Here is a 15,719-nt window from a genome sequence, read left to right as displayed (position 1 = left end):
CTCAGAGTTTCAACGTCCGCAGCCGCAATGCGTTGGCGATGACCGAAACCGAAGACAGGCTCATGGCCGCCGCCGCTAGCATCGGCGACAAAAGCGTGCCGGTGAGCGGATAGAGCACGCCGGCGGCAACCGGCACGCCAAGCACATTGTACAGGAAGGCGAAAAACAGATTCTGGCGGATGTTGCGGATCGTCCCCTGGGCGAGCGTTCGCGCCCTGACGATGCCGTTGAGATCGCCCTTGACCAGCGTAATGCCGGCGCTCTCGACAGCGACATCGGCGCCGGTGCCCATGGCGATGCCGACATCGGCGCTGGCCAGGGCCGGCGCATCGTTGACGCCGTCGCCGGCCATGGCGACGCCCGCACCTTTCGCACCCAACTCCTCGACAAGGGCGGCCTTTTGTTCCGGCAGCAGGCCGGCGCGCACCTCGTCGATGCCAAGGCTTTTGGCGATGGCGCGCGCCGTGCGCTCATTGTCGCCGGTCGCCATGATGATCCGCAAGCCTCTGTCGTGCAGCGCCCTGATCGCCTCGGCTGTCGTTGCCTTGACCGGATCGGCGACCGCGACAATGCCGGCCAGTCTTTTGTCCACCGCAACGAACATCGCCGTCTTGCCTTCTGCCTGCAGCGCCTCGGCCTCGGCCGACAGGGAAGCGGTGTCGATGCCGACATCGGCCATCATGGCGGCGTTGCCGAGCGAAACCTTCCTGCCAGACACCGTGCCGGATACGCCCTTGCCGGTGACGGCGTCAAAGCCACTGGCCTCAACGAGCGTCAGGCCGCGTTCGCCGGCGCCGCCGACAATGGCCTCGGCCAGCGGATGCTCCGAGCCCTTTTCCAGCCCGGCGGCGAGCGCCAGCAATTCATTCTCAGACAGGCCTTCGGCAGCGACGACATCGGTCAAGCGAGGCTTGCCTTCGGTCAAGGTGCCGGTCTTGTCGACGATCAACGTGTCGACTGAAGCGAAGCGCTCGAGCGCGGCCGCGTCCTTGATCAGCACGCCCGCGTGCGCCCCGCGCCCGGTGGCGGTCATGATCGACATCGGCGTCGCCAGGCCGAGCGCGCAGGGGCAGGCGATGATCAGCACCGACACCGCCGAGACGATGGCGAAGACCAGGCTGGGTTCAGGGCCGAAGATCGCCCAGGCGGCAAAGGCCGCGAGCGCGACCAGCACGACGGCCGGCACGAAGTAGAAGGAGACGCGATCGGCCAGACCTTGAATCGGCGCGCGCGAACGCTGCGCCTTTGCGACCAGCTCGACGATGCGCGAAAGCGTCGTTTCGGAGCCGACCTTTTCGGCGCGCATGATCAGCGAACCATTCTTGTTGAGCGTGCCGCCGGTCAAGGCATCGCCTTTCGTTTTTTCGACCGGCAGCGGCTCGCCCGAGATCATCGATTCGTCGATGGAGGAACGGCCTTCCGTTACGATGCCGTCGACCGGCACGGCGTCGCCTGGACGGAGGCGCAGGTGGTCGCCGGTCTTGACCGCATCGAGCGGCACGTCGGTGTCGGAGCCGTCCTCCCCGATCAGCCGTGCCGTCTTCGGCGCCAGGTCGAGCAGCGCACGGATGGCCGAGCCGGTCTTTTCGCGCGCCCGCAATTCGAGCACCTGACCGAGGAATACCAGCGCGACGATGACGGAAGCTGCCTCGAAATAGACCGGGACGGTGCCGCCATGGCCACGGAACTGATGCGGAAAGATGTCCGGAAACAGTGCGGCGACGACGCTGTAGAGGTAGGCCGCACCCACACCCAGCGAAATCAGCGTCCACATGTTGGGGCTGCGGTTGACCAGCGACTCCCAGCCGCGGTGGAAGAAGGGGAAGGCCGCCCACAGCACCACTGGGCTGGCCAGCGCCAATTCCAGCCAGACCATCGTTCGCCCGTCGACAAACGCCTGGAACGTCAGGCCGAGCATCGGCGCCATGGCAACGATCAGCAGCGGCAGGGACAGCACCGCGCTGACCCAGAACCGTCTGGTGAAGTCTACCAGTTCGGGGTTCGGGCCCTCATCGCCAGTGGGAACGCCCATCGGCTCAAGCGCCATGCCGCAGATCGGGCAGGAGCCGGGCTTGTCTCTTATCACTTCGGGGTGCATCGGGCAGGTGTATTGAGTGCCTTTCGGCACTGGCGACGCCGCCGGCCTATCGCCGAGATAGTTTTGCGGCTCGGCCTCGAACTTCGCCCGGCAGCCGGCCGAGCAGAAATAGAAACCCTGGCCTTCGTGGCGGAAAAAATGCCTGGCGGTAGCGCGGTCGACACTCATGCCACAGACGGGGTCGGTGGCGGTCAGGTATTTTTCAGGCCCGGCGACGAATTTCGTACGGCAACCCTCGCTGCAGAAGTGAAAAAGACGGCCGCCATGCTCGGCCGTCGGCTTGCCGGCTGCCGGATCGACGCTCATGCCGCACACCGGATCGCGCACCACGGCTTCGGCGGCCGGCTCAGCAGCCTTTGCCGCACAACAGCTGCCATCGGCCGCGTGGTGGTGATGCTCGGAATGCGCCATCGAAAAGTGCCTTATATCTGTCTGGGTGAGGAGGTAGTGCTTCCAGTAACTGGAAGGTCAAGGGGCGATTTCCACTTTTCGATCGTGGCCGTCATCGCGCACATCGAGGGAAAATCGCTTACGCGACTTTGTTCCCATGCTATGGACGCGCGTCCCACTGCATCGATCCCACCCAAATGAAATGCCTGATTATCAATCTCGATCGGTCTCGCGATCGCCTCGCCCATGTAACGGCGGAGTTCGCCCGCATCGGCATCGCCTTCGAGCGGGTCGCCGCCATCGATGCGCGAGATCGGCCGGATCTGGCCGAAATGCCGCAGGGCAAGAAGCATTTGCGTCTGGCCGACGCCGAGATTGCCTGCCTGCTCAGCCACCAACAGTGTTGGTCGACGATCGCTGCAGGTGAGGATGCTTACGCGGCGATTTTCGAGGACGATGTCGTTTTCCCGGACAAAGCCGGCGCTTTGCTTGCCGATGCGGGCTGGATTCCCGCCGATGCGGACATCGTCAAGTTGGAAACGTTCTTCAACCGGACCGTAATTTCACGCAAGCAAGTTGCCTGCGGCCACGGTTTTTCTGCGAGCAGACTGCACGGGCTCCATATCGGTACGGCGGGATACATCCTGTCCAGACAGGCCGCGCGGGACCTTCTTGCGGCAACGAATGAGATCAGCATTCCCGTCGATCACCTCATCTTCAATCCGCGTTTTGCTACCTCGTCCGACAAGGTCATTTACCAACTCGTCCCAGCATTGTGCCTGCAGGCACAATTCCTCGGCGACAGTCCGGTGAGATTGCCAAGCCTGCTCAAGCAGGAGCGAACAGAGGAATGGGTGGCAAGCGGGATAGGTAAACGGCGCCCCAGGCCAATCACCGCCAAGGCAAGGATCGAGACCAGGCGGTTGACGCGGCAGATCGCCGATCTCTTCCGGCTCCGGCGCGAGATGATCATCCCTTTCTGGTATCGCGGCCGACGCGTCCGTCCGCCCCATACACAGCGCCGTGAAAACGCGCTATAGACGCCGCGCAAAGGCGAGGCCCACCGGCAATCCATGGCAAAAATCTCCCTCAAGCTCGACGCGCTGATCGACAGCGAGGCTTTGCGCCGCGACATGACGGCGCTGATCTCGGCGGCCAGCGGCATCGAGCCCGGCGCGCGCGTCGGTGCGCTCCGGCTGCTGAAGGATCGGCTGACCGAGGGCCGCAAGGTTGCCGAGCGCATGCTGATGGACGATGGCAGCGGCACGGCCTGCGCCGCCCGGCTGTCGCATCTGATGGACGAGATCATCCGCGCCCTCTACGAGTTCGCCGCGACCCACGTCTACCGGGTGAAAAGCCCCTCGACCGCAGAGCGCATGGCGGTCGTTGCCGTCGGCGGCTACGGCCGCGGCACGCTGGCGCCGGGCTCCGACATCGACCTGTTGTTCCTGCTGCCCTACAAGCAGACGCCGTGGGGCGAACAGATCGTCGAATATATGCTCTATATGCTGTGGGACCTCGGGTTGAAGGTTGGCCACGCCACCCGCAACATCGACGAGTGTCTCAGGCTGTCGCGCAGCGATATCACCATCCGCACCACGATCCTGGAAGCGCGGTTCCTGTGGGGCGAACAGAAGCTCTTCGACGAATTGCTCACCCGCTTCGACCATGAAGTGGTGCGCACCACCGGACCGGAATATGTGCAGGCCAAGCTCGCCGAACGCGACGATCGCCATGCCAAGGCCGGCGAAAGCCGCTATCTGGTCGAGCCCAACGTCAAGGACGGCAAGGGCGGCCTGCGCGATTTGCAGACGCTGTTCTGGATCGCCAAGTATTTTTATCGCGTGCGCACCGGCGAGGAATTGGTCGAGAAAGGTGTCTTCACCGAGGCCGAGTACCGCGAATTCCAGAAGGCCGAAGACTTCCTGTGGGCGGTGCGCTGCCACATGCATTTCCTCACCGGCAAGCCAGAGGAACGGCTGCATTTCGATATCCAGCGCGAGATCGCCGAACGGCTGGGCTACACCACCCATCCCGGTCTGTCGGCGGTCGAGCGCTTCATGAAGCATTACTTCCTCGTCGCCAAGGATGTCGGCGACCTCACCCGCATCTTCTGCGCCGCGCTCGAGGAAGAGCAGGCCAAGCATGTGCCCGGCTTCAACCGCATCTTCCTCACCTTCCAGCGCCGCAAGCGCAAGCTGGCAGGCACGTCGGACTTCATTGTCGACAATCACCGCATCAACGTCGCCGACGACAGCGTGTTCGAGCGCGACCCGGTCAATCTGCTCAGGCTGTTCTGGTTCGCCGACAAGCACGGGCTGGAGTTCCATCCCGATGCGCTGAAGCTGCTCACCCGCTCGCTCGGTCTGGTCAACAAGTCGCTGCGGCGCGACGAGGAGGCCAACCGGCTGTTCCTCGACATCCTGACCTCGGACCGCAATGCCGAGCTTAATTTGCGGCGCATGAACGAGGCCGGCCTGCTCGGCAGGCTGATCCCCGATTTCGGCAGAATAGTCGCCATGATGCAGTTCTCGATGTACCACCACTATACGGTGGACGAGCACCTGATCCGCTGCATCGGCGTCTTGGCCGAGATCGAGCGCGGCGACGGCGAAAAGGTGCATCCGCTCTCGCACACGCTGATGCCGGGGCTAGAGAAGAGCCGCGAGGCGCTCTATGTCGCGGTGCTGCTGCACGACATCGCCAAGGGCCGGCCGGAGGATCACTCAGAGGCCGGCGCCCGGATCGCGCGCCGCATCTGCCCGCATATGGGGCTGTCGGCGGCCGACACCGAGACAGTCGCCTGGCTGGTCGAGAACCATCTCGTGATGTCGATGACGGCGCAGACGCGCGACCTCAACGACCGCAAGACGATCGAGGATTTCGCCTCGATCGTGCAATCGGTCGAGCGGCTGAAAATGCTGTTGATCCTGACCGTCTGCGACATCAGGGGTGTCGGGCCGGGCGTGTGGAACGGTTGGAAGGGCCAGCTCCTGCGCACGCTCTACTACGAGACCGAACTGCTTTTGACCGGCGGCTTCTCGGAAGTGTCGCGCGCCAAGCGGACGGCGGCGGCGCGCGAGCGGCTGGCCGAGGCGCTGGCCGATTGGCCGGACAAGGCCCGCAAGCGCTATGTCGGCCTGCATTACGAGAACTATCTGCTGACGGTCGACCTCCCCGATCAGCTGCGCCATGCCGAATTCATTCGCGAAGCCGATGCGGCAGGCAAGAAGCTCGCCACCGTGGTCAGGACCCACCAATTCGAGGCGGTGACCGAGATCACCGTGCTGGCGCAGGACCATCCGCGCCTGCTTTCGGTTATTGCCGGCGCCTGTGCCGGCGCCGGCGGCAACATCGTCGACGCGCAGATCTTCACCACGTCCGACGGCCGCGCGCTGGACATCATCCTGATCTCACGGGAATTCGACCGCGACGAGGATGAGCGCCGTCGCGCCGAGCGCGTCGGCCGGCTGATCGAGGACGTGCTGTCGGGCAAGAGCTGGCTGCCGGAGATGATCGAGAAGCGCACCCGGCCGCGGCGCGGCGCCAAGGTGTTCAAGATTCCGCCGCGCGCCGAAATCCGCAACACGCTGTCGAACCGGTTTTCGGTGATCGAGGTCGAGGGACTGGACCGGCCTGGGCTGTTGTCGGAAATCACCAGTGCGTTGTCCGATCTCTCGCTCGACATCGCCTCGGCTCACATCACCACCTTCGGCGAGAAGGTGATCGACACTTTCTATGTCACCGACCTTACGGGGCAGAAGATCGACAACCCGGCACGCACCGCCACCATCCACGCCAGGCTGATCGCGGCGCTTGAAGGCGTTGTCCCAGAGCGCGGCGGCAAGGCCAAGGCGGCGGCCGAGTGACCATCACTTTGTCCCAATCACCCCCTTTGTCCCAATCATCCCCTTTGTCCCAATCATCCAGGCAATCTCCGCGCGCATGAGTCTCGTCAAAAAATTCGCCACGGTTGCGTCCGGCACGCTGATGAGCCGCGCCCTTGGCTTTGGCCGCGAAATGCTGATGGCGGCCGCACTCGGCACCGGGCCGGTGGCGGACGCCTTCAACGCCGCCTTCCAGTTTCCCAACACGTTTCGCCGGCTGTTTGCCGAAGGCGCTTTCAACGCCGCCTTCGTGCCGCTGTTTGCCAAGGAGATCGAGACCCACGGCACCGACGGCGCCAAGCGCTTTTCGGAGGAAGTGTTCGGCGTCCTGTTCACCGCACTTCTGGCGCTGACCATCGTCATGGAATTGGCGATGCCGCTGATCGTGCGCTATCTCGTGGCGCCGGGCTTTGCCGACACGCCGGGCAAATTCGAGACGACCGTCCTGCTGGCGACGATCATGTTCCCGTATCTCATCTGCATGTCGCTCGCAGCGATGATGGCCGGCATGCTGAATTCGCTGCGCCGCTATTTCGCGGCTGCCGTGGCGCCGGCTTTCCTCAACATCATCCTGATCAGCGTGCTCGGCTACGCCTGGTACCACGGCATGGATGCCCGTGAGGTCGGTTTCAGCCTGTCCTGGGGCGTGCTGGCGGCGGGGCTGGTGCAGCTTGCCATCGTCTGGGTGGCGGTGCGCAATGCCGGCATCGCCATCGGCTTTCGCCGGCCGAAGATGACGCCCAACGTCAAGCGCCTGCTGATCCTGGCGCTGCCGGCGGCGATCACCGGCGGCATCACCCAGATCAACCAGCTGATCGGCACGGCGATCGCGTCGGCGCAGGACAGCGCCGTGTCGTCGCTTGCTTACGCCGACCGCATCTACCAGCTGCCGCTCGGCGTCGTCGGCGTCGCGGTGGCCATCGTGCTGTTGCCGGAGCTGTCGCGGGCGCTGAAATCGGGCAATCTGGTCGAGGCAGCCAATCTGCAGAACCGCTCGGTCGAGTTCACCCTGTTCATGACCTTGCCCGCGGCGGCGGCCCTTTGGGTAATGGCGGAGCCGATCGTGCGGCTGGTCTATGAGCGCGGCGCCTTCGCCGCCAACGGCTCGACGCCGACCGTGGCCGCAATCCTGGCGATTTTCGGCCTCGGCCTGCCGGCCTTCGTGCTGATCAAGGCCTTCACTCCCGGCTATTTCGCCCGCGAGGATACGCGCACGCCGATGATGTTCGCCGCCATTTCGGTCGGCGTGAACGTGATCACGGCACTGACGCTGTTCCCGAAAATGGGCGCGCCCGGCATTGCGGTGGCCTCGGCCGTGGCCGGCTGGGTCAACGCTGTGATGCTGCTCGCCGTGCTGATCCGACGCGGCCATTGGGGCCGCGACGTGCCATTGCTGAAGCGCATTCCGCGCCTGGTGCTGTCGGCTGCGGCGATGGCAGTGGCGCTCTATTTCGCCGAGCACTGGCTGGCCGTCAGGCTCGGCCCCGGCTCGCCACTGGTGATCAAGGCCGTGACGCTTCTCTCATTGGTAGCCGGCGGGGCGCTGCTCTACTTCGTCACGGCTTTCGCCACCGGCGGCGCCGATTTCGGAATGATCCGGCGCAATGTGAAACGCGGCTCGGGCAAGGCAGCGGCGCCAGCGCCAAAGGCCGATCTGGACGAATAGTCCGGGCGAGCTAACAGCAACATCGGTCTTGATCCTCTCCGCCCCTTCGTCCATAAGCGCGCCGTCGCAAGACTTTCGCCGCGCGTGGTTTCCAGCCGCGTGATTGGCTCCGAAAAGTCTGCAACTTTTCGGAATCACGCTTATACGGCCCTCCACAAGCCATGAGGAACCCATGACCGCCTTCAAACAGCTCGTCTTTTCCGGGGTACAGCCGACCGGCAATCTGCATCTCGGCAACTATCTCGGCGCCATCAAGAAATTCGTCGCCCTGCAGGACACGTCAGACTGCATCTATTGCGTCGTCGACCTGCATTCGCTGACGGCACAACTCGTCCATGACGACCTCGCCGACCAGACCCGCTCGATTACCGCGGCCTTCCTTGCCTCCGGCATCGACCCGAAGAAGCACATCGTCTTCAACCAGTCGCGGGTGATGCAGCATGCCGAGCTTGCCTGGATCTTCAATTGCGTGGCGCGCATCGGCTGGATGAACAAGATGACGCAGTTCAAGGACAAGGCCGGCAAGGACCGCGAGAACGCCTCGCTGGGCCTGCTTGCCTATCCCTCGCTGATGGCGGCCGACATCCTGCTCTACCGCGCGACCCATGTGCCGGTGGGCGAGGACCAAAAGCAGCATCTGGAGCTGACCCGCGACATCGCGCAAAAGTTCAATAATGATTTTTCGAGCCGCATCGCCAGTCTTGGCGTCGGCGTCGAGATGCAGGTTGGCGAGGAGACGGTAAACGGGTTCTTCCCGATAACCGAACCGGTGATCGGCGGGCCGGCGGCGCGCATCATGAGCCTGCGCGACGGTTCGAAGAAAATGTCGAAGTCGGACCCGTCCGACCTGTCGCGCATCAATTTGACCGACGATGCCGACACCATCTCGAAGAAGATCCGCAAGGCCAAGACCGACCCGGAAGCGTTGCCAAGCGAAGTCGACGGACTGGAAAGCCGCCCGGAAGCGGAAAACCTGGTCGGCATCTATGCCGGGCTGGCCGAGATGTCGAAGGCGGACGTGCTGAAGGAATTCGGCGGCCAGCAGTTTTCCGTGTTCAAGCCGGCGCTCGCCGACCTTGCTGTGGAAAAACTTGCGCCGATCGCCGGCGAGATGCGCCGTATCGAGGGCGACCGCGCCTATGTCGACGCGGTGCTGAGAGACGGCGGCGAACGCGCCGGCGCGCTGGCTGAGACCACCATGAAGACGGTACGCGACATTATCGGCCTGTTGCAGGGCTGATCCTACCGTCAGTGCACCGCACCATTCTGGCCCAAGGCCGGCGGCTTGCCGCCGGTCTGTCGCGGTGGCAGATTGCGGCCGAAAACATCGAGTAGATAGACATGGTCTCCAAACGCCTCAGTCGCGAAGCCGGCCATCGCAGGAAATTCCTGACGATCATCGACGACACGCCGGAGTGCGAGCGCGCCGTCGCGTACGCCTCCAAGCGGGCGCAGAGCACCAGCGGCACGCTGGTGCTGCTCTACATCATCACACCGGACGACTTTCAGCACTGGCTGGGCGTCGAGAAGATCATGCGCGAGGAAGCCAACGCCACGGCGCGCGCGGCACTCGACGGCTACGCCAACAAGGTGCGCCAGAAGCTCGGCATCGAGCCCGAGATGGTGGTGCGCGAAGGCAAGCCTACCGAAGAGATCCACAAGCTGATCGAGGAAGACCAGGACATCGCCATCCTGGTGTTGGCGGCAGGTGCCGGCAAGGAAGGACCCGGGCCGCTGGTCGGGGCTGTTGCCGGCAAGGGCGCCGCCTTCCCTATTCCCGTCACAGTGGTGCCGCAGAACCTGTCTGACGAGGAGATCGACAGCCTCGCATAAAGAGTGATGCCGGAAAGTGTGAAGCGGTTTCGGATGGATTTTATAGCCCGTGCGGGATTCATTCCCAGCCAGCAAAAACATTCCGCCAGCCAGCCATTTTGAGCGACGCGTTTCGCTTGAATGTCCAGCCGATTGAGCCTATTTAGAACCATTCCAAACTAGCTGCCCGACTGGGCACGGAGACGGCCATGTTCATCCAGACCGAATCGACGCCGAACCCGGCAACGCTGAAGTTCTTGCCCGGCAAGGAAGTCCTTGTTGAAGGCACCGCCGATTTCCGCGACGCCGACAGTGCAGCCAGCGCCTCGCCGCTGGCCGGCCGGCTGTTCGAGATCCCCGGCGTGACCGGCGTCTTCTTCGGCTATGACTTCATCACCGTGACCAAGGACGGCCCCGACTGGCAGCATCTGAAGCCGGCGATCCTCGGCGCCATCATGGAGCATTTCATGTCGGGCGCGCCCGTCATGGTCAATGCCGGCCCCGCCGCCGAGACCAGCCAGACCGGCGAATTCTACGACAAGGCCGACGAGCAACTGGTCATCACCATCAAGGAACTGCTCGACACCAGGGTGCGCCCGGCGGTTGCCCAGGATGGCGGCGACATCACCTTCCGCGGCTTCGAGAACGGCACCGTGTTCCTGCACATGAAGGGCGCCTGCGCCGGCTGCCCGTCCTCGACGGCGACGCTGAAGCACGGCATCCAGAACCTGCTCCGCCACTTCGTGCCGGAAGTACAGCAGGTCGAGCAGGTCTCCTAAGACCCCTTCACGCATTCGAGCGAGCAACAAAAAACCGGGCCAGATTGCCCGGTTTTCTGTTTTGGACGTCCGTTGTTGCCTAGACGGTCCGCGTACGAAGGGTAACGCCTATTTTGACCATGATCTTCCCGAAAACCGGTTCCACTTTTCGCTTTCGTGGACCTCGGTTCCGGATCATGGTCCTACATCACGATGACCTTGGCACCGACCGACGTGCGGTCGTAGAGGTCGATGATGTCCTGGTTCATCAGCCGGATGCAGCCTGACGACATCGCCTTGCCGATCGAATTCCATTCCGGACTGCCGTGCAGGCGGTAGCCCATGTCGCCGCCCTTGTTGAACAGATACATGGCGCGCGCGCCGAGCGGGTTCTTCAAGCCCGGCTCCATGCCGCTCGCGAACTTCGCTAGCTCCGGCTGGCGCTGGATCATCTGCCGCGGCGGCGTCCAGGTCGGCCATTCGCGCTTCAGCGCGATATGGGCGGTGCCGTGCCATTCAAAGCCTTCGCGGCCGACGCCGATGCCGTAGCGGATCGCCCGGCCGTCGCCTTCGACGAAGTAGAGAAACTTGTTCTGGGTATCGACGACGATGGTGCCCGGCTTTTCCGAGGTGTCGTAGTTCACCTCTTGCCGGTGGTACTTCAGCGGCACCCTCTCGATCGGGATGCGCGGCAGTTGGTAGCCTGCATCGTTCACCGAACCGTAGTTGTTGGTGAACAGTTGCGAGCCGATCGTGCTGCAACCCGAGATCGCGGCCGACAACGCAAGTGCGGCGACGATTGCAAATGACTTCATGCGCATGAAATGGTCCGATGCCCCGCCAAGATGTCGCGACACGTTACGGCCGCTTTTCCTGAAACCATTCATGCTGGCATTTGCTTTGCTTGCCAAGCGCGCGATGCCTATATGCAGGAGCTTACGTGCCGGTAAGCCGTCAACTATGGCATTTCGGCAACAGGACTCACGGGATTGTGAAGGAAAAACAATGGGCGGCCCTGTCGGATAGCCTAGAATCAGGGAACCACATCGAGGAATCACAATGAATGTAGGCGATGCCGCGGCGCGGTCCGGCCTGCCGGCCAAGACCATCCGCTACTATGAAGAGATCGGCCTGATCGCGCCGGCGCGCGCCGGCAATGGCTATCGCGATTATTCCAGCGACGACATCCATCGGCTGGCCTTCCTGCGCCGCGCCCGCAACCTCGGCTTTTCAATCGACGATTGCCGGCAGCTGATGGCGCTCTACCGGGACCGCAGCCGCGCCAGCCACGATGTGCGCGAGATTGCCGCCGCCCATGTCAGCGCCATCGAGGAAAAGGTGCGCGAGCTGCAGTCGATGCGCACGACCTTGCAGACGCTGATCCAGGCCTGCCATGGTGACGACCGGCCGGATTGCCCGATTTTGGATGACATTGCGGGGGCTGCGCTACTCGAGAACAGGCCGGCTTCGGCCATATAGGTAGTATCTCGACTGACTAAAATACGGGAACGTCCAAGGGACAAGAACGGAACCAAAGCGGTTACATCAGACCTTTGCGTTCACGGCGCAAGACTTTAGTCCGGCCGCCTTATAGCTAAGAACGGAAGTTGATCGGCGGACGCAGGGGCGTTCCGGAGCAATACCGGACCGCGCCGATACAGATATGGTGCGATCGCGGAAGGCGCTCGGATCAAGTCGCAGCCTCAGTTCTGTCAACCGTATAATCGCCGCCATTCCCCTACGGCTGGGTAGCGCTCGTGAGCAGTGGGTCATCTAGCTCTGCCTTTGTGTTCAGGACGGCATCAACGAGGGAACCGAACTCCTCGACGCTGAATGTGCAACTATCCTGGACCGCTCCCATATGGCTGAGGCGGAAGCGTACGAATTTCCGGTTTTCGGCTGGGATGCGCTTCACCAGAAACATGAATGAATAGGGACCCGCGATCGCTGAGTACCGGCGCAACTCTTCGGTCGCGGGGAAAAGCCGGTTGATGAATCCCAAAAACCCCATGGTGTCTCCCCTCGTGCCAAGGACCGTGCTTCTTATCATTGCGAGAGAAAATTCGCATATGGTTTGTCAATCATACATCGCCATGGCACAGGCGATTATCCGGTTGACAAACCCAAAGCGATTACGTGGGGTAAGGGCATAGGAGATTTCCATGTCCGTTCTGTCCCGCCCCGAGTTCCACGACGAAGCCAAGGCTTTCGAGCATGTGGAAGGCATCCTTTGGCCGAATGGTCCGGTCTGCCCAAAGTGCGGCTCTGTTGATCGCCACTACTCGTTGAAGGGCGTTCGCACCAAGCCCTCCAAGAAGAACCCCAATGGTGTCGAGCGTCACGGCCTGTACAAGTGCAGCGCTTGCCGCTCGCAGTTCACCGTCCGCATGGGTTCGATCTTTGAGGAAAGCCATATGCCACTGACCAAGTGGCTTCAGGCTATCCACCTTATGTGTGCCTCTAGGAAGGGCATCAGCGCCCACCAGATGCACCGCATACTCGAATGCAAGTATGAGACCGCGTGGTTTCTGTGCCACCGCATTCGCCTTGCAATGGCGTCTGGCGACTTCTCCCCGCTTGTCGGCAACGGCAAGACCGTGGAAGTTGACGAGACGTACATTGGCCGCCTCGCTAACGCTCCCGTCAAGCGTGGCGGTGGCGCTCACAAGAACACGGTCGTTACGCTTGTCGAGCGTGGTGGCCGCGCCCGTTCCTTCCACGTCGATACCGCCCGCATGGGCAACGTGATGCCGATCGTTCGCGCCAACATCGCTCGCGAGAGCGCATTGATGAGCGACGAGAGCGGCATCTATCGTCGTGCCAGCCAGGATTTCGCTTCTCACGATGTCGTCACGCATTTCAAGGACGAGTACGTTCGCTATGAAGGCGTAAAGACCATCCACACGAACACCGTGGAAGGCTTCTATTCGATTTTCAAGCGCGGCATGAAGGGCGTCTATCAGCATTGTGGCGAACACCATCTGCACCGCTACCTTGCTGAATTCGACTTCCGCTACAGCAACCGCATTGCCATGGGTGTTGATGACGGCGCTTTCATCGCGTTGAAGGGGGCCGCTGGTAAGCGCCTCACCTATCATAGACCTGCTTGACGAGAAGCGGACGCACTTCCGAAAGCCTGTTCAACTTGAATTTCCATACTGGCGATACGTACCGCGCAAGAAAAAGTGAATCATTTTCAAGGGGTTACAGATGTAACCAGTTGATTCGACAGCTTTTTCTGTACAACGTATTGAACGCCGATAGGAAAAATGTCATATTTGGGATGGCAGGCAAGCGCCGGAGCTACCCCGAGTTGCCCTAGGGCAGCAGCATCCTAGCGATGTGCATCAGGGGTCCGGGGGCCTGTCACCTTGATTAATTCGGCGATAAATGCTCCCTGCTCTTTACTGAGCGGGGAGCGCCCTATCGGCGGGATCAATGTGAGGCCGCAGTTCAATATGCGCTTCCGTTCCTTCAAGTAGCGGGCCTTCAGCGATAGCGCATAGCGCGGTTCTACATTCCCGTATTCGTTTGGCTCCAAGCCAGCGCACGTTGCGCTCGTCACTACATCGGCAATCTGCAATCCGGCTCGCACAGCGTGATTTTCCAGCCTTTTCCCGGCAAGCCGCTGTGAGGCGCTCAAGAAGCCAGCGAACAAGATAGTTGTAGAGATGCTGCTTTCGCTTGAATACCTCTAGTTCCTGGCTGTCGAGGATCGTTTCCTTGTTTGAGGCTATGACGCAAATGCCTAGGGGCTTCTCACGAAGGATATTGCAAGCAGCTACACGTTGGCTGTGATTGAGGTGTCGGAAATGTAGATCCCGTTGATTCTTTTTCTTCGGGAAAAGTGATACGATCTCGTCGCGCCAAGACGGCATAAAGCGGTCATTCCTCTCGGAGACGAGAACAGCGCCAACGCCAAGCCAATGGGATTGGCCCGTAGTTCCGGGGAGCCGAAGTTTTCCGAAACCTTCGTCTCCTGCTTCGTCAACATAGGCTGAGAAAGAACAAGGCATCCATCATGGGAATCAAGGAAAAGTCCAAGAGTCAACTCGACAAGTTCAAAGAAGCCGCCAACGAGTTGAAAACGGATAAATCCGACGCCGCTTTTGAGGCTATCGTCAACAAGATCGCCCACGCGCCGAAGCTCACCAATGAGCAGATAAGGGAATTGGTGCGGCGGAAGCGCGGTGAGGCACAGGGCTGAAGCTCCTAGGTCTTCGGCTTTCCTGCATTGTAGGGATCGCTAAATTCCCAGTCTGGCGGCGCAAGTTCGGCCATATCGCGCATGATGCCCTGAAACATCCATTCGTCCATTGATCCGTCGAACTCACATGACACGTTGAAGGGCGGGCCGCCCCAAGGCCAGCGCCACCATTCGGCAGTGTTGAGTTTAGTTAGACCGTCAGTGGGACAACAGCCATAGGATCGAAGCCGCTTCTCCCATTCATGCCGCTGAAGCAGCCGAACGGCGATCATTAGGCGGCTATCTTGGCCACGTAGTCAGCGGTTGTCTGCTCAGAAGGCGCATCTGGAAGCGGCAGGCGCGCGCTGGTCATCGTCACTCGAACCGATTTCCCAACCATCTCACTGATGATGGTTTCCAGCGCAGGTATGATGTCGGCAGTGACCAAAGCTGGGATGCTATGCGAAAGCCTAAACCCTGGAACGTCAGGGCTGGATACACGAAGCCCGCCGTCTGGCCGCTTCTCGAAGACCACCGATACATGCTCCAAGTGCGAATAGTCGATTTTCTTCATGGCCGCCTCCCCAGAGGTTCAACGGGATCGTAAAGTGATTTGCCATGAAAAGCCATACCAGCCCTCTTGACTCGAATCAGTTAACGAGTCCTCGCATTTCTGGTTCCTGTTAGGAGAGCCATGCCCCTACGGCTGGGTAGCTTTCGGAAATTGCGCACGGTATGGTTCGCGTTCCATATTCTTTGAGGCGCTCCGTGCCACTTCCGATGTTTCTTTTTGCTGTAACGCCAGTCTTGATATTTATATATTTCAGTCTTTTAGATAACAGAGCAAATAGGTGGGAAAAGAGCGAGAGGAAACCCCTGCTATACGTCTACATGGCACTTCATCTCGCCGTAATTATTGGAA

13 protein-coding genes are annotated in these 15,719 nt (G+C 61.4%); 9 read left to right on the top strand and 4 right to left on the bottom strand.

Going from position 1 to position 15,719, the window contains the following annotated elements; translation table 11 throughout:
- Position 1: 1 nt before the first annotated feature.
- Positions 2–2,509, bottom strand: coding sequence for a heavy metal translocating P-type ATPase (locus X733_RS143430; RefSeq protein ID WP_023819526.1), 2,508 nt, complete (start codon positions 2,507–2,509; stop codon positions 2–4).
- A gap of 176 nt (positions 2,510–2,685) precedes the next feature.
- On the opposite strand from X733_RS143430, the gene X733_RS143435 reads away from it, so the two are divergent.
- From X733_RS143435 to X733_RS143460, 6 genes are all read left to right on the top strand, one after another.
- Positions 2,686–3,528, top strand: coding sequence for a glycosyltransferase family 25 protein (locus tag X733_RS143435; RefSeq protein WP_023819525.1), 843 nt, complete (start codon positions 2,686–2,688; stop codon positions 3,526–3,528).
- Between the two features lie 33 nt (positions 3,529–3,561).
- Positions 3,562–6,357, top strand: coding sequence for a [protein-PII] uridylyltransferase (locus tag X733_RS143440; protein WP_023690023.1), 2,796 nt, complete (start codon positions 3,562–3,564; stop codon positions 6,355–6,357).
- A 76-nt stretch (positions 6,358–6,433) separates the two neighbouring features.
- A complete protein-coding gene (gene murJ, locus X733_RS143445; protein ID WP_023819524.1) occupies positions 6,434–8,041 on the top strand; it encodes a murein biosynthesis integral membrane protein MurJ in 1,608 nt (535 codons plus the stop codon).
- A gap of 172 nt (positions 8,042–8,213) precedes the next feature.
- Positions 8,214–9,281, top strand: coding sequence for a tryptophan--tRNA ligase (trpS, locus tag X733_RS143450; RefSeq protein ID WP_023672858.1), 1,068 nt, complete (start codon positions 8,214–8,216; stop codon positions 9,279–9,281).
- Between the two features lie 101 nt (positions 9,282–9,382).
- Entirely contained in the window at positions 9,383–9,874 is a 492-nt protein-coding gene (locus tag X733_RS143455) for a universal stress protein (protein WP_023672856.1), read from the top strand.
- 188 nt (positions 9,875–10,062) lie between these two features.
- Positions 10,063–10,632, top strand: coding sequence for a NifU family protein (locus tag X733_RS143460; protein ID WP_023685140.1), 570 nt, complete (start codon positions 10,063–10,065; stop codon positions 10,630–10,632).
- Positions 10,633–10,814: 182 nt separating this feature from the next.
- Here X733_RS143460 and X733_RS143465 read toward each other — a convergent pair whose 3' ends face one another.
- Positions 10,815–11,432, bottom strand: a complete 618-nt coding sequence (locus tag X733_RS143465; protein ID WP_023692663.1) for a L,D-transpeptidase — start codon at positions 11,430–11,432, stop codon at positions 10,815–10,817.
- A 238-nt stretch (positions 11,433–11,670) separates the two neighbouring features.
- Here X733_RS143465 and cueR point away from each other — a divergent pair, with 238 nt between their 5' ends.
- The 3 genes from cueR (at position 11,671) to X733_RS143485 (ending at position 14,818) form a co-directional block, all read left to right on the top strand.
- Positions 11,671–12,090, top strand: a complete 420-nt coding sequence (gene cueR, locus X733_RS143470; protein ID WP_023703112.1) for a Cu(I)-responsive transcriptional regulator — start codon at positions 11,671–11,673, stop codon at positions 12,088–12,090.
- A gap of 683 nt (positions 12,091–12,773) precedes the next feature.
- Entirely contained in the window at positions 12,774–13,721 is a 948-nt protein-coding gene (locus X733_RS143480; RefSeq protein WP_023819522.1) for an IS1595 family transposase, read from the top strand.
- Between the two features lie 911 nt (positions 13,722–14,632).
- Positions 14,633–14,818 (top strand): hypothetical protein, encoded by a 186-nt coding sequence (locus X733_RS143485; RefSeq protein WP_023819521.1) that lies wholly within the window; start codon positions 14,633–14,635, stop codon positions 14,816–14,818.
- Positions 14,819–14,823: 5 nt separating this feature from the next.
- Here X733_RS143485 and X733_RS1000000169725 read toward each other — a convergent pair whose 3' ends face one another.
- Both X733_RS1000000169725 and X733_RS143490 read right to left on the bottom strand, forming a co-directional pair.
- A complete protein-coding gene (locus X733_RS1000000169725; protein WP_155923952.1) occupies positions 14,824–15,090 on the bottom strand; it encodes a hypothetical protein in 267 nt (88 codons plus the stop codon).
- Positions 15,090–15,371 carry an NAD(P)/FAD-dependent oxidoreductase gene (locus X733_RS143490; protein ID WP_023819519.1) on the bottom strand — a complete coding sequence of 94 codons (282 nt, stop codon included), beginning with the start codon at positions 15,369–15,371 and terminating at the stop codon, positions 15,090–15,092. Before X733_RS143490 ends, X733_RS1000000169725 begins: the two co-directional genes overlap by 1 nt.
- Positions 15,372–15,719 lie beyond the last annotated feature (348 nt).

The sequence above is a fragment of the Mesorhizobium sp. L2C066B000 genome (assembly GCF_000502335.1).
Classification (GTDB): Bacteria; Pseudomonadota; Alphaproteobacteria; order Rhizobiales; family Rhizobiaceae; genus Mesorhizobium.
This window is presented reverse-complemented; position numbering and strand designations above follow the sequence as displayed.

What these genes read in the sequence shown, in the direction of transcription:
- X733_RS143430 (WP_023819526.1), bottom strand. Translation starts at nt 2,509, where the DNA reads ATGGCGCATTCCGAGCATCACCACCACGCGGCCGATGGCAGCTGTTGT.
- X733_RS143455 (WP_023672856.1), top strand. Translation starts at nt 9,383, where the DNA reads ATGGTCTCCAAACGCCTCAGTCGCGAAGCCGGCCATCGCAGGAAATTC.
- X733_RS1000000169725 (WP_155923952.1), bottom strand. Translation starts at nt 15,090, where the DNA reads ATGATCGCCGTTCGGCTGCTTCAGCGGCATGAATGGGAGAAGCGGCTT.
- trpS (WP_023672858.1), top strand. Translation starts at nt 8,214, where the DNA reads ATGACCGCCTTCAAACAGCTCGTCTTTTCCGGGGTACAGCCGACCGGC.
- X733_RS143490 (WP_023819519.1), bottom strand. Translation starts at nt 15,371, where the DNA reads ATGAAGAAAATCGACTATTCGCACTTGGAGCATGTATCGGTGGTCTTC.
- X733_RS143440 (WP_023690023.1), top strand. Translation starts at nt 3,562, where the DNA reads ATGGCAAAAATCTCCCTCAAGCTCGACGCGCTGATCGACAGCGAGGCT.
- X733_RS143435 (WP_023819525.1), top strand. Translation starts at nt 2,686, where the DNA reads ATGAAATGCCTGATTATCAATCTCGATCGGTCTCGCGATCGCCTCGCC.
- X733_RS143460 (WP_023685140.1), top strand. Translation starts at nt 10,063, where the DNA reads ATGTTCATCCAGACCGAATCGACGCCGAACCCGGCAACGCTGAAGTTC.
- X733_RS143480 (WP_023819522.1), top strand. Translation starts at nt 12,774, where the DNA reads ATGTCCGTTCTGTCCCGCCCCGAGTTCCACGACGAAGCCAAGGCTTTC.
- X733_RS143465 (WP_023692663.1), bottom strand. Translation starts at nt 11,432, where the DNA reads ATGCGCATGAAGTCATTTGCAATCGTCGCCGCACTTGCGTTGTCGGCC.
- cueR (WP_023703112.1), top strand. Translation starts at nt 11,671, where the DNA reads ATGAATGTAGGCGATGCCGCGGCGCGGTCCGGCCTGCCGGCCAAGACC.
- murJ (WP_023819524.1), top strand. Translation starts at nt 6,434, where the DNA reads ATGAGTCTCGTCAAAAAATTCGCCACGGTTGCGTCCGGCACGCTGATG.
- X733_RS143485 (WP_023819521.1), top strand. Translation starts at nt 14,633, where the DNA reads ATGGGAATCAAGGAAAAGTCCAAGAGTCAACTCGACAAGTTCAAAGAA.